10 protein-coding genes are annotated in these 11,725 nt (G+C 60.4%); 3 read left to right on the top strand and 7 right to left on the bottom strand.

The features are described 5' to 3' along the window. Nucleotides 1-17 precede the first annotated feature (17 nt). Nucleotides 18-1,508 carry a hypothetical protein gene (locus J3P88_RS15975; protein WP_434570137.1) on the bottom strand — a complete coding sequence of 497 codons (1,491 nt, stop codon included), beginning with the start codon at nucleotides 1,506-1,508 and terminating at the stop codon, nucleotides 18-20. 680 nt (nucleotides 1,509-2,188) lie between these two features. Continuing rightward, nucleotides 2,189-3,214 (bottom strand): zinc-dependent alcohol dehydrogenase family protein, encoded by a 1,026-nt coding sequence (locus J3P88_RS15970; RefSeq protein ID WP_053119386.1) that lies wholly within the window; start codon nucleotides 3,212-3,214, stop codon nucleotides 2,189-2,191. A 258-nt stretch (nucleotides 3,215-3,472) separates the two neighbouring features. Between J3P88_RS15970 and J3P88_RS15965 the strand changes: the two genes are divergently transcribed. After that, nucleotides 3,473-4,387 carry a LysR family transcriptional regulator gene (locus J3P88_RS15965; protein ID WP_053187697.1) on the top strand — a complete coding sequence of 305 codons (915 nt, stop codon included), beginning with the start codon at nucleotides 3,473-3,475 and terminating at the stop codon, nucleotides 4,385-4,387. 12 nt (nucleotides 4,388-4,399) lie between these two features. On the opposite strand, the gene J3P88_RS15960 is transcribed toward J3P88_RS15965, so the two are convergent. Both J3P88_RS15960 and J3P88_RS15955 read right to left on the bottom strand, forming a co-directional pair. Further along, entirely contained in the window at nucleotides 4,400-4,954 is a 555-nt protein-coding gene (locus J3P88_RS15960; RefSeq protein ID WP_434570134.1) for a hypothetical protein, read from the bottom strand. Nucleotides 4,955-5,052: 98 nt separating this feature from the next. Beyond that, complete coding sequence (locus J3P88_RS15955) at nucleotides 5,053-5,748, bottom strand: B3/B4 domain-containing protein (protein WP_434570132.1); 696 nt, start codon at nucleotides 5,746-5,748, stop codon at nucleotides 5,053-5,055. Between the two features lie 165 nt (nucleotides 5,749-5,913). On the opposite strand from J3P88_RS15955, the gene J3P88_RS15950 reads away from it, so the two are divergent. Then, nucleotides 5,914-6,516: an XRE family transcriptional regulator gene (locus J3P88_RS15950; RefSeq protein WP_434570130.1), complete on the top strand. Its 603-nt coding sequence runs from the start codon at nucleotides 5,914-5,916 to the stop codon at nucleotides 6,514-6,516. Nucleotides 6,517-6,556: 40 nt separating this feature from the next. Here J3P88_RS15950 and J3P88_RS15945 read toward each other — a convergent pair whose 3' ends face one another. From J3P88_RS15945 to J3P88_RS15935, 3 genes are all read right to left on the bottom strand, one after another. Then, nucleotides 6,557-8,005, bottom strand: coding sequence for an APC family permease (locus tag J3P88_RS15945; protein WP_434570128.1), 1,449 nt, complete (start codon nucleotides 8,003-8,005; stop codon nucleotides 6,557-6,559). 382 nt (nucleotides 8,006-8,387) lie between these two features. After that, on the bottom strand, nucleotides 8,388-9,128 hold the full coding sequence (locus J3P88_RS15940; RefSeq protein WP_250965290.1) for an IclR family transcriptional regulator: 741 nt from the start codon (nucleotides 9,126-9,128) through the stop codon (nucleotides 8,388-8,390). A 29-nt stretch (nucleotides 9,129-9,157) separates the two neighbouring features. Next, nucleotides 9,158-10,126, bottom strand: coding sequence for a helix-turn-helix domain-containing protein (locus J3P88_RS15935; protein WP_434570126.1), 969 nt, complete (start codon nucleotides 10,124-10,126; stop codon nucleotides 9,158-9,160). A gap of 214 nt (nucleotides 10,127-10,340) precedes the next feature. Between J3P88_RS15935 and J3P88_RS15930 the strand changes: the two genes are divergently transcribed. Then, the gene (locus J3P88_RS15930; protein ID WP_186706735.1) at nucleotides 10,341-11,714 is read left to right on the top strand and encodes an aspartate aminotransferase family protein; all 1,374 of its coding nucleotides are present in this window, start codon (nucleotides 10,341-10,343) and stop codon (nucleotides 11,712-11,714) included. Nucleotides 11,715-11,725: the final 11 nt, after the last annotated feature.

Raw genomic sequence — 11,725 nt, 5'->3', positions numbered from 1 at the left:
CCATCAAACCGCGTTCCTCAGTGCCTTGCCGAGTGTTCGTGCGGCTCATCGGCGGCCTGCCCGGCTTCTGCCGTGTCGATGTCGTCGAGGACCTGTTGCAGATCGCCGCCCGGAACCGTTTCCGGTTGGTCCGGCGATGCCACGCTCGCTTGGTACAGTTTGCCAAGGACACCGACGGGCAGGCCACTGACGTCGACCATCCAATGTGCGATCTGATCGGCAACGGGCGCGCCCTGCATGGCCTTGTGCAGGTCCGGCAGTGCCACCAGCATGCCAGGGTGGCAACAACGCAGGAAATCTTCCAGGCCCGCGCCCTGCCCCACGAACGGGGCGAACAGCATGCACACCAGTTGCGTTTCGCTGAGGCCGAGTTTTTTTTGTGCATCAAGGGCCGCGTAGGCGCGGCGCTCGGGAATCGACGAAGGTGAGCCGAACAGCGCCCGAGCCTGCTCGCAGGCATGTTCCGGCAACTGCTTGCGATGCATGATCATGATCGCCCGCTGCACGTAGTCGCCGTACCCCGTTTCGTAGCTGCGCCCCTGCACGTAGCAAGCCTGCAGCCCATGCAAATGAGCTGACAGCAGCGGGCTGAGGTATTCGTTTTCGATCGCCGAGGGCATGAGGTGGTCGGTCCGTACTCGCAGGAATTCGTTGAATAGCGGCCAATTGGTGCCTTCCTGGCGATCGACGATCAGGTCGTCGATGCCAATGTGGCTCATCCGCCGACAGGCCTCGTAATGCCCCTCGGGTTTCCATGCGCCAAGGCGCTCGGGACCGTAGAAATGTTCGTAGAGATCGTTGTTCAAGGTATCGAGGTGCGCAAAGAGACTGTCGAAACAGCCAATGTTGTCGATCGGCAAACCGATCTTGCGGGCCGCGCGGCGCAGGCCCGAAATAAACAGTTTTTGCTGGCGCGGCGTATCGCTGCTGACCATCGAATCCACGCCAGGCTCCCAGCGGGCCATGTGCCGATAGAACTCGGTCATCGCCAGGTAGCCTTCCCCCCCGATTTCAAGGGGGCCGTCGACCGAGCGAAGGTGTCCCAACGCCAGCAGATCCATGCGATTGGCCTCGTGCCCCGCCACCGATAAGGGCTGCCGGTGATTGAACGGCAACACCTCGCGGTTATCCGCCATCAGCAATTCGACCCGGGGATCGTCATAGACAAACAGCGCGCTGTAGCAGCGATGGATGTTCTCCAATGTCGCCTGGGTGGTCTCGCTCAAGCGCGGCGTGGCGACGCGCAAAGCGAAGGTCACCGGATGCCGGCCCGCGATGCTGAGCTGTGCGGCCCGCAAAGCGGTCAGCACGTAAAAGCCCTCCCGGCTGCCGTTCTGGACCGTCAACACCCGATAATCGCCAATCCGGTCGATGCCTCCGGCGGCGACAATCAATCGTTGGATCAAAAGCTGCAACGCGGTCCGTTCGGCCCTCGAATAAAAACCCAACAAGCGTTGCAGTATCTGTTGATACACGTGAGTCATTGCCTGCTCATGAATTGCACTCATAGCTATTTACCTGAAATTCAACTATCGGCGCCGCACCCGCACCAACGTGACCGCGCGACGTGTTGATCTGAATGGATCGTTCTAGTACTCAAAGAGTATTAGCAATACGCTCAAGCGGTGCTTGCCGTAATTATTTGATACATATGCAGAGAGTCACCCGACACTCCTTGGCTCCCCCGCCGCGGGCCGCGTAAATACGGGGCCTCGCCAAGCCAGGGGCATGTCCTAGGAGATTTCCGACAACGTCCCACAGATAATGAGTACGCGAAATAAGGAACTTGCCGAACTTGAATAGACCCTCTACCCCACCTTGTTTTCCCCAGGTTCGATAGATAGCCCCGCTCCAATAAACGCTCGTTGCACCTTGAATGTGTCTTGAAGGATGAAGGCCTTCGAAAAAGTTATACCGCACCACGACTTCTTCCTTGATATGGAAATCAAGCGTTCAATTATCAGGACTTAAATAATGATTAGAAGATACAGATTGAGGGCAAAAACCAGTTCAGATGTTGACCTTTCGGCTGTTTCGGTAACTGAGCGAACCGGGACAGGCCACAGATGGGTGCTGCAAGGCATCTACACACCGCCGCCAGCCAGCGGGTGCAGGGGGAAAGGAAAAACGGGGATCAAGCCGAAGGCGGCGCAAGAGCCCGGGCGATGACTCTTGCGCAAGACAGGTATCAGGCGGGGTCGACGACCTGAAGGGCAACGCGCTCGCGGCAAGGGCATTCGCCCATGTACCGGTGAGCTTCGACAAACTCGGAGAACGGGAAGACCCGCGTCTTGAGGGGCAACAGCACGCGATCGGCGGTCAGTTGATTGATATCACGCAATGCGCGTTGCAACGCCACTTGGTCCTGGAGGATGCCCAGTTCCGGTTTGCCGGTGAAATTGCCGATGCAGTGCACGAAGAACTGAATGTTCTTCTGGAACGCCGCGCAGGCCGGGAACGGTGTCTGGTTGCCGCCCTGCAAGCCGTACAACACCAGGCTGCCACGGGGTGCCAGCACATCGCCCAACAGCGACATCTGCGGCCCGCCAAGGCCATCGAACACGACATCGACGCCACGATTGTCGGTGAGCTTGTTGATTTGCATCAGCAAGTCCTGCTCTTCGGTGACGATGACTTTCTCGGCACCCAGCGACAGCAGGTATTCACGTTCGTCAGCCGTCTTGGTCGCCGCAATCACCCGCACACCCAGGGCCTTGCCCAGTTGGACAAAGGATGGGCCGGCACAATGGCTGGCATCGGTGACCAAGGCGAACTGCCCCGGCTTGACCCGCGCCAGGTCCATGTAGGCGAAATAGGCGATCAGCAGCGGCGTGTAATGCACGGCGGCTTCGATCGGGCTGAGCACGTCGGGATAACGGGTCAGAGCGGTGCGCGGCAGCACGATCACTTCGCCGTACACGGGATAATCATTCGGGCTCTCGGCCGGGAAACTGGCGACCTTATCGCCCACGGCCAAGTCATCGATGCCGTCGCCGACGGCCGTGACCACGCCGGCCATCTCATGGCCCAGGCCCGAAGGCAGGCGTGCCTGGGACGACGCCAGGTTCTGGCGCCACAAGGTGTCGTACCAACTGATGCCGATCGCTTCGACGCGGACCTGCACTTCTCCTGGCGCAGGAAGAGCCGCCGCATGCTCTTCGCATTTGAGCACCTCGGCACCACCAAACTTGTGAAAACGGATCGTGCGGGACATCGCAAACCTCGTCAAAGTAACCTCTAATGCCATGAACTCTATCCGGGCTTTGTAGCCAAGACCATCAGTGGCTATTAATAGTCGACATGCCTGTCATTGATTCCGCAGCAAGAAAACCGAATCAGTCCTGTAAGACTTATCCCTAAGAAAATGCATTTACCCGATGCAGAGTACCAGCCTTTCCCCGTAAGATTCATGCCGGCCATTGTTCCCATATGGCCGCCGACGTCAAGCTTGCTGAACCTGCCAGGACCCCAGATGAATCGTAATGACCTGCGGCGTGTCGACCTGAACCTGTTGATCGTGTTCGAAACACTGATGCATGAACGCAGCGTGACCCGCGCGGCCGAGAAGCTGTTTCTCGGCCAGCCGGCCATCAGCGCAGCGCTGTCGCGCCTGCGCAGCCTGTTCGATGACCCGCTGTTCGTGCGCACCGGCCGCAGCATGGAGCCTTCGGCCCGGGCGGTCGAGATCTTCGCCCTGCTCTCCCCAGCCCTGGACTCGATTTCCACGGCGGTGAGCCGCGCTGCGGAGTTCGACCCGGCTACCAGCACCTCGGTGTTTCGCATCGGCCTGTCGGACGACGCCGAATTCGCCCTGCTGCCGATGCTGCTCAAGCGCCTGCGGGCCGAAGCGCCAGGCATCGTGCTAGTGGTGCGGCGGGTCAACTACATTCTGATGCCGGGCTTGTTGGCCTCCGGTGAAATTTCCATCGGTGTCAGCTACACCGACGACCTGCCGGCCAACGCCAAGCGCAAGGTCTTGCGGCGCAGCATGCCCAAAGTGCTGCGGGCCGACACCGCACCGGGGCGACTGACCCTGGACGAATTCTGCGCCCGCCCCCACGCCCTGGTTTCCTTCGCAGGGGACTTGAGCGGTTTCATTGATGAGGAATTGGCGAAACTCGACCGCAAGCGCCATGTCGTATTGGCCGTGCCGCAGTTCAACGGCTTGAGCACGCTGCTGGCGGGTACCGACATCATCGCCACCGTGCCCGACTACACCGCCGACGCACTGACCGCCGCCGGTGGCGTACGCGCCGAAGACCCGCCCATACCGGTACGCAGCTTCGAACTGCACATGGCCTGGCGCGGCTCCCAGGACAATGATCCGGGGGAGCGCTGGTTGCGATCGCGGATTCAGATGTTTTTTGGGGACCCCGATAGCCTGTAATAGAGTTCCACTTTACTCGCCCAGAATGTTCTTCAACGCAGCGGTATGGCCGGCCGGGTCGTTTACGCTGGACATCACTTCGATGATGGTGATCTTCTGATCGTTCATCGTCATCAACGAGGCCATCAGTAGTTGCAGGCCGTTGAAATCGTCGGTGCCGTCCAGGCGGTGCATCTCCAAGCCGTTCACCTGAATGATCTTCTCGCTAGTCATGCGAAAGTTGGGTGACGCGGCCTGCTGCTTTTCCTTCAAGGTATCCACGGCAAGGCGAAACGCAGCGTCCGGGGTAGTGCCCGCAGTCGGCGCCGGACCTTCGGTAACAATGATGGCCCGCTCGCTTTTCGGATCGAAGTACATCGTGCCGCCGTTCTCGCTGTTCAAGATACGGGTCTCGACGCCGTTGAGCACGAACTTCAGCTTGCCGCCTGCCAGGGACACCGATTGCGTGTCCGATGCCGCCGTAGCGGTTTGTTCAGGCGAGGCAGCAACTGCCAGGGTGGCCGCGCCGCTCAAGACAGCAAGCACGCACAAGGAACGGGTCCAGCCCAACAGCACATGCTTCGACATTCATAGCGCCTTTGTTTTCAGGCCGTCGAATACCGACGGCCTTTCGTGCGAACAGCCTAGCTTACTTGCCTGTTCACTTGCCCAGGATTATCTGTCGACTATTTAGCCCCAGCCCCTATCAGTGAACTCTCGATCTGGACGCCAGGCATCATTCGTTGCAAACCTTCGATCAGTTTGTCCCCCGCTTCCGTCAACGCTTCAAGCGGCATCGCCGGCAAACTTTCCAGAATGAACCACATGCACTTCGCATCCGCATCGAGACGGGTCCTGACACCTTGCCGCCAGTTCCAGCGACGGCAGGTCACGCCTTTGTCGTCGCGCCAGACCACTTCGCCGGCGTCTGGATACTCGACAGCAGGCCCCCCTTCTTTCAGGGTGTCAAAGGGCTCGGTGCCATCGGCGACTACCAACCGTGGGGAGCCCACATAAGCTTCGATGTTTTCCCCGCCAACAGGGATGGCGTACTCAAGACTGATGGCGTTGTAGAGATCGACGATAGGATCCAGGCTAGGCAAGCTGCCGTCGCGCAACACCCGTTTACGCAACGCCTCGGCAGAACAAGGCGTGCGCTGCGGCTTGGCCCCAAACTTTCGGAATGTATCGGCCCACGCTGCCAAATGTGCTTCGCCCCAGCTTGGCCCACCCTCCCGCACTGCCTTGCAAGCCCGGTCCAACGCGTCCTGAGCAACCTCAGGATGGGTCAGCGGCGCCGCTTGCACCACAATGCTCAGAGCCCTGAACCCCGGGACCAGCTCTGCAACGGCTCGATCGATTAACGGCAGGACGGACAGCATTAAAAACCTCCAGGAATCCAAATGTCATTTCATGCTATCCAGCGCCGACCAGCAAAGTCAATATAATGACCAGTATCACCCACTATAACGAATGGGTCGATTGACGGGCCTATCCGTATAGACCGAGAATCCCGGCACATTTTCTTCTCAGCATGACCCTCATCAATGACCATGAATACCAGCCTGTCGACGGCCCCAGGTGCTGATGCTCAAGCCGTCAGCCTGGCCGTCGCGCGCACGCTCAAACAGGCACGCAAGGCACAGAAGATCACCCTGGATGAGCTATCCCGGCGCTCAGGGGTAAGCAAGGGAATGGTCGTCGAAATTGAAAAATGTACGGCGAACCCCAGCATTGGCATCCTATGCAAAATCGCAGCCGCGCTGGGTTTGTCCGTTGCAGACATCGTCAATGTGACCGAAGCCCCCTCTGCCCATATCATCAACAGCCAGGACATCCCCACGCTCTGGACCGGGGACCAGGGAGGGACGGCGCGACTTCTGGCAGGAACGTCCGGCCCCAATATGATCGAGCTGTGGCGCTGGGAAATGCATCCAGGCGAGGCCTTCGCGTCACCTGGGCACCCTCAAGGCACGCTTGAACTTTTTCATGTGGAGAAAGGCACGCTCAAATGCGTGGTAGGGGAAACGGAGTTGGTCATCCCTGCGGGGAGCTCGGCAGTGGCCAAGACCGATGTTCCCCATTCCTACTCCAACGCTGGCAAATCCAAGTTGGTATTCACCATGTCCGTGACGGAGATGCATCAGTAAGTGCTCACCGGAGCTTGCGCCATCGATACGGTGCAGGCGCCTAGAGCTTATGGCTCCCCAACACCCAATACCGCTGCGGCTCCACCTTGCGCAGTCGCGCCGCCAGGAACACACCCACCAGCAACGCCGCCGGAATGATCGCGCAGAGGCCATATGACAAAGCCTTGCTCGCACCCGTCAGCACATCGAAATGCACCACCGCGATAAACAGGACCGCCAACAGGGCCACGCAAGAGAAACCAGGCAAAATCCGTCCACGCCATATTCCCAGCTTGAGTTCGGGGTGGCGCTGGGCAAAGACCCAGACCGCGGCGGAAGTCAGCGCCATCAGCAGAATCACGCACAACGTCGCCAGGTTGGACAGCCAGGCGAACAGTTGCAGGATCGGGTCGGCATCCATGGCGGCGAAAATCAGTACCACCACGGCGGAAATCAAGCTCTGCAACGCCGAGCCCATGTGCGGGCTCTGGTGGACACGGTGGGTAGTGCCCAAGCGGCTGGGCAGCAAACCGTCACGTCCGATGGCGTAGAAGTAACGGGCCGCGGCGTTGTGGAACGCCAGCAGCCCGGCGTAGATGCTGACCATGAACAGCACGCGGATGACCTGGGTCAGCTGCGGACCGACAAAGTGGTCGGACATGCCATAGATAAACGTCGTCGGGTCCTGCAAGGCCTGGAGCGTGGACACGATCTTGTCCGCCCCAACACCGATGACCATCGACCAGACCGACAGCGCGTAGAAACCACCGATCAGCAATACCGAACAATAGGTAGCAATCGGGATCGTCCGTTCCGGGTTCTTGGCTTCTTCGCCGTAGATGGTGGTGGCCTCGAAGCCGATGAACGCCGCGAAGCAGAACAGCAAGCCGATGGACGGCGTACCGCTGAACACGTGACTGCGATCGAACGCGTCGAGGTTGATGCCGCTGTCGCCACCGGTCCTCAGGATCGCAAAATCCAGGAGCAGGATCGCCAGGTATTCGGCGATCACGATCACCGACAGCACCCGGGCCGACAGGTCGATCTTGCGATAGCCAAGAATCGCGATGCTCGCCATCGCCAGGAGTGAATAGGTCCACCATGGCAAGTCCAGGCCAAAGACGCTGGCCATCGTGCCGCTGACCACGCCGCCGAACATGCCGTACAAGCCGACCTGGAGAATGTTGTAGGCAAACATCGCCAACACTCCCGCTGCGCCACCGGCCAAGCCACCCAAACCGCGGGAGGTGAACGCGTAGAAACCGCCGGCGTTGGTCACATGCCGGGACATGGTGGTATAGCCCACCGAAAACGCCAGCAACACCAGCAAGGCCAGGATCAGCAACGCCGGTGTACCGGCGCCGTTGCCCAGCATGATGCCAATGGGGAAGCCGCCGGCGATGACACTCAAGGGGCTCGCCGCCGACACCACGAAGAAGATGATGAAGCCGACACCCAAGGCCCCACGCTTGAGCTCCGTGGAGCTATTGACCGGGAGAGGTACACTCATGTTTTCTTGACCTTATTGTATGAGGCAGGCGCTGTAGGATCGGTGCTGTCAAATGCTCACCGTCACCCGATAGCATTATTGTTCTTGTTGCACGCTGGATTCGATCCTATGCCTCTCCCTGAACGCCCCATTAGCCCAAATCGGTAATCGCCGCGCTCGCCTCAAAAAAGCCTGGCGTGGGGCTAATGCCAGTTAGTTAAGTGGATACCACGGACAGACACACAAACCGTGGCGAGGGAGCTTGCTCCCGCTGGGCTGCGTAGCAGCCCCAGAAACAGGGACGCTTCGCGACCCAGCGGGAGCAAGCTCCCTCGCCACAGGGTTATTGCCCGCCTTTGTTTCGCTTAACTGACAGACATGAGGGCGTGTGGCCCCTCTCACTTCACTGCTGGGCAATACGCGCCGTCAGTTGCGACGCCGCGCCGGTGACCAAGTCGCACAGGTAGTCCTGCTGAAACGCTCGGAACCGCTCGCTGCGCCCCACCAGGGTCATGCTCCCGAGGACTCGGCGTTTTTCGTCGAAGATCGGTGCCGCGACGCCACTGCGTCCCGGGTGCAGCTCGCTTTCGCTGATGCAATAGCCCTGTTTGCGGATGGCGAGCAGCCCTTTGGTGAACGGCTTCCACTCCAGTTCCTGATGCAGCACTTGCGCGGGATTGGCGTGGAAGTCGTAGATGCGGCGAATCTGACGCGGCAGCAGATAGGCCAATACGACCCGAGCGGTCGCGCTGTGAAAAAGATCGATCGGCCGCCCTCGGTCGCCCCCCTCCGGGCCAGCGTCGGAGCCCCGCTGGATCAGCACATTAACCACCGAGTCGCCATGCCATTCGCTGACCAGCGCATCCAGGCCGGTGTCGGCCACCAGTTTGTCGACCAGGCCCCGGCTGCAGGCCAGCAATGGATCGTAGTGGGTCATCTGATGCTCCAGCGTGACGATACGTGGGCCGAGCGCATAGCCCCGCGGTAATCGCTTCAAGAAACCCGCGTCGCCGAGTTCGCGTAGATAACGATAGGCGGTGGCAGGCGTGTAGCCGAGCTCCCGGCAAATGACGTCCACATCGATGACCGGCCGTTCAGGGCGAAACAAGTCGAAGACCCTGAGCAGGCGGCGAAGGCTATTCATCTTTTCTACGTCCTTGTGCAGGCAAATGCTCAAGCAAGCGCACAACCGCCGATGGCAGCACGCGTGGTCTGGGATGGCAGCTCGGCGAACAGCGCCTGGTACTCGGCCGCAAAATGGCTGAGGTGAAAGAAGCCCCACTGGGCTGCGGCATCGCCAATGGAGAGATGCGCCGCTGGGGTGGACATCAAGGTTCGGCGCACACCGTTGAGCCTTACAGAGCGCAGGTAATTGACCGGCGTCGTCTCGGTCACCGAACGGAAGCTGTTCTGCACGGTACGGCGACTCACCTGGAGTCGCTGGCACAACTCATCCACGCTGGGCACGTTGTTCGATTGCGCGGTCGCCAGGCGGTGACATTTTTCGACAATGTAACTGCGCGTGGAGCTGGGCGCGCGCTGGTGCTTGTCGCAGGCGGGGTCGGTCATCAACTGGAGCAATTCGTCGAGCATGGTCTGCTCCAGTGCCATTTCCCGGTCTTGTGCGTTGTCGAGTTCTTCGCTCAAGAGCGCCTGGGAGAACGCCGCCAGCATTCGACGGCGAGCCCCGGCGTAGCGTTGGGTGGGAAGCCTGATCACCGGCTGGCGTAACAACTGACCGATTTCCTTGGCCGACGCGGTTTGCGCCAACGCTTGCTCGAACAACTCACGCTCGAAGGTGATCGCCAGCAGCTCCATGCCCATCGGCATGTGGAACAGGAACTCCTCGCCACCATGAAGAAAGAACAGGCTGCTGTCGTCCACTTCCCGCCCTTGCATCCGGATCGTACCCGGGACCGTGATCGGTACGGCGAAGCACATCTTGCCCCGAGGAGCCACGCCGTGCTGCACGACACGCTGGTTGATCTGCTCGCGAAAGACGTGGCAGCGCGGCGTCGTCAACTGGATCAGTGAGCTCTCAGCCGAACCAGCGGTCAGCTGGTTGTAGTCCTGGCTCCACTCCTGGACGGTGGCTGCGTGGACATGGATGTCGTGGAAGTGGCTGATGTTCAGGTTTTTCATGATGACGAAAGCCTCGGCCAATATTCTTGTTTTTAGATCGCCTTCACGACCGATATTCTCATATTAAGAGAATTCTGCAAATTTTCTTTTATGACCGCCAGATCTTCGAAAGGAAGGGATGCGGCAGCCTCCCAATGTGCCGATTCGGGCTACCGGCCAGGAACGGGCCACGAGGATGATCGAGACATTGAAACCGACATCCTGAGAGACCGTCATGAGTGAAGCCAAACTTGAATCCCTCCATTTCGCGGACGCCCCGCGGATAACCTCCACCATTCCCGGCCCCAAGACCACCGAGGCCCTGGCGCTGTCGGCGCGTACCGAGTCGATGGCGCGCGGAGGCGGACGCATGCCGGTGGCCATGGACCGGGCGTTCGGCGCGACCTTCAAGGACGCCGATGGCAACACCTACATCGACCTGTCCGCGGGCGTGGGCGTCAGCAGCGTGGGTCGCTGCCACCCGAAGGTGGTGCAGGCCATTCGCGAACAGTCCGAAGTGCTGATGCATGCCCTGGAAGTCAACAGCACCCGGCGCACCGAATTGGCCGCCAAGCTCTCCGAGATCGCACCCGACGGCTTGCGCGGCGACTGCATCACGTTCTTCACCCAAAGCGGTAGCGATGCGCTGGAGGCGGCCATCAAGTTTGCCAAGCGCGTCACCGGGCGGCACCAGATCATCGCCTTCCACGGTGGCTACCACGGCGTGTGGAACGCGTCTGGCGCCCTCACCACAGGCACGGCTTACCGCAAGGGCTACGGGGCCCAGATGGGTGGCGTCATTCACGCGCCCTACCCTTATGCCTATCGCTTCCCCTTCGACACCACCCACAAAAGCGCCGAGCAGATCGCCGGTGAGTACGTGGATTACCTGCTGAACACCCCCTACACCGCCGCCGACGACGTGGCTGCCGTGATCGTGGAGCCGGTGCAAGGCGAAGGCGGCTACGTTCCCCCCTCGCCAGAATTCCTGCAACTGCTGCGCAAGGCCTGCGACCGCAGCGGTGCACTGCTGATCGTCGATGAAGTGCAGTCCGGTGCGGGGCGTACCGGCAAAATGTGGGCGGTCGAGCATTCCGGCGTGAAGCCCGACATGCTCACGTTCGGCAAGGGTATCGGCAGCGACTTGCCCATGGCCGGCCTGATCATGCGTTCGGACCTGGCGGCGGCGATTCCGGACGGATCGATGCCCAACACCTTCGCCGCCAACTCGTTATCCGCTGCAGTGGCATTGACCAACATCAGCATCCTCCAGGACCCGGAGCTCGATCTGCTCAACCGCGCTCACACACTGGGGCTGGAAGCGCAGGAGCGTATCCGTGGCTTCGGCAGCCCGTTGGTCGGCGAGGTCCGCGGTCGCGGCCTGATGATCGGCATCGAGCTGGTCTCGGACCCGACCACCAAGGCGCCACTGGCACCGGAAAAGATCGGCCAGCTCATGGGTTACCTGCTCAGCCACGGCGTGCTGATGATTCCCTGCGGGCGCTACAGCAACGTGATGCGGGTCATGCCTTCGCTGACGATTTCACGGGCACTGTTCTTCAAGGCACTGGACATCTTCGGCGACGCCCTGGACGCCCTCGAGGCGTGAGATGTCTCGAC

Origin of the sequence: Pseudomonas sp. Z3-6 (genome assembly GCF_051131985.1) — a bacterium.
Lineage (GTDB): Bacteria > Pseudomonadota > Gammaproteobacteria > Pseudomonadales > Pseudomonadaceae > Aquipseudomonas > Aquipseudomonas zanjanensis.
Note: the sequence above shows the minus strand (reverse complement) of the source record. Positions and strands in the feature narration are given on the sequence as shown.

Coding starts and splice junctions, on each gene's coding strand:
- J3P88_RS15940 (WP_250965290.1), bottom strand. CDS start 9,128: ATGAATAGCCTTCGCCGCCTGCTCAGGGTCTTCGACTTGTTTCGCCCT.
- J3P88_RS15930 (WP_186706735.1), top strand. CDS start 10,341: ATGAGTGAAGCCAAACTTGAATCCCTCCATTTCGCGGACGCCCCGCGG.
- J3P88_RS15970 (WP_053119386.1), bottom strand. CDS start 3,214: ATGTCCCGCACGATCCGTTTTCACAAGTTTGGTGGTGCCGAGGTGCTC.
- J3P88_RS15935 (WP_434570126.1), bottom strand. CDS start 10,126: ATGAAAAACCTGAACATCAGCCACTTCCACGACATCCATGTCCACGCA.
- J3P88_RS15960 (WP_434570134.1), bottom strand. CDS start 4,954: ATGTCGAAGCATGTGCTGTTGGGCTGGACCCGTTCCTTGTGCGTGCTT.
- J3P88_RS15950 (WP_434570130.1), top strand. CDS start 5,914: ATGACCATGAATACCAGCCTGTCGACGGCCCCAGGTGCTGATGCTCAA.
- J3P88_RS15955 (WP_434570132.1), bottom strand. CDS start 5,748: ATGCTGTCCGTCCTGCCGTTAATCGATCGAGCCGTTGCAGAGCTGGTC.
- J3P88_RS15965 (WP_053187697.1), top strand. CDS start 3,473: ATGAATCGTAATGACCTGCGGCGTGTCGACCTGAACCTGTTGATCGTG.
- J3P88_RS15975 (WP_434570137.1), bottom strand. CDS start 1,508: ATGAGTGCAATTCATGAGCAGGCAATGACTCACGTGTATCAACAGATA.
- J3P88_RS15945 (WP_434570128.1), bottom strand. CDS start 8,005: ATGAGTGTACCTCTCCCGGTCAATAGCTCCACGGAGCTCAAGCGTGGG.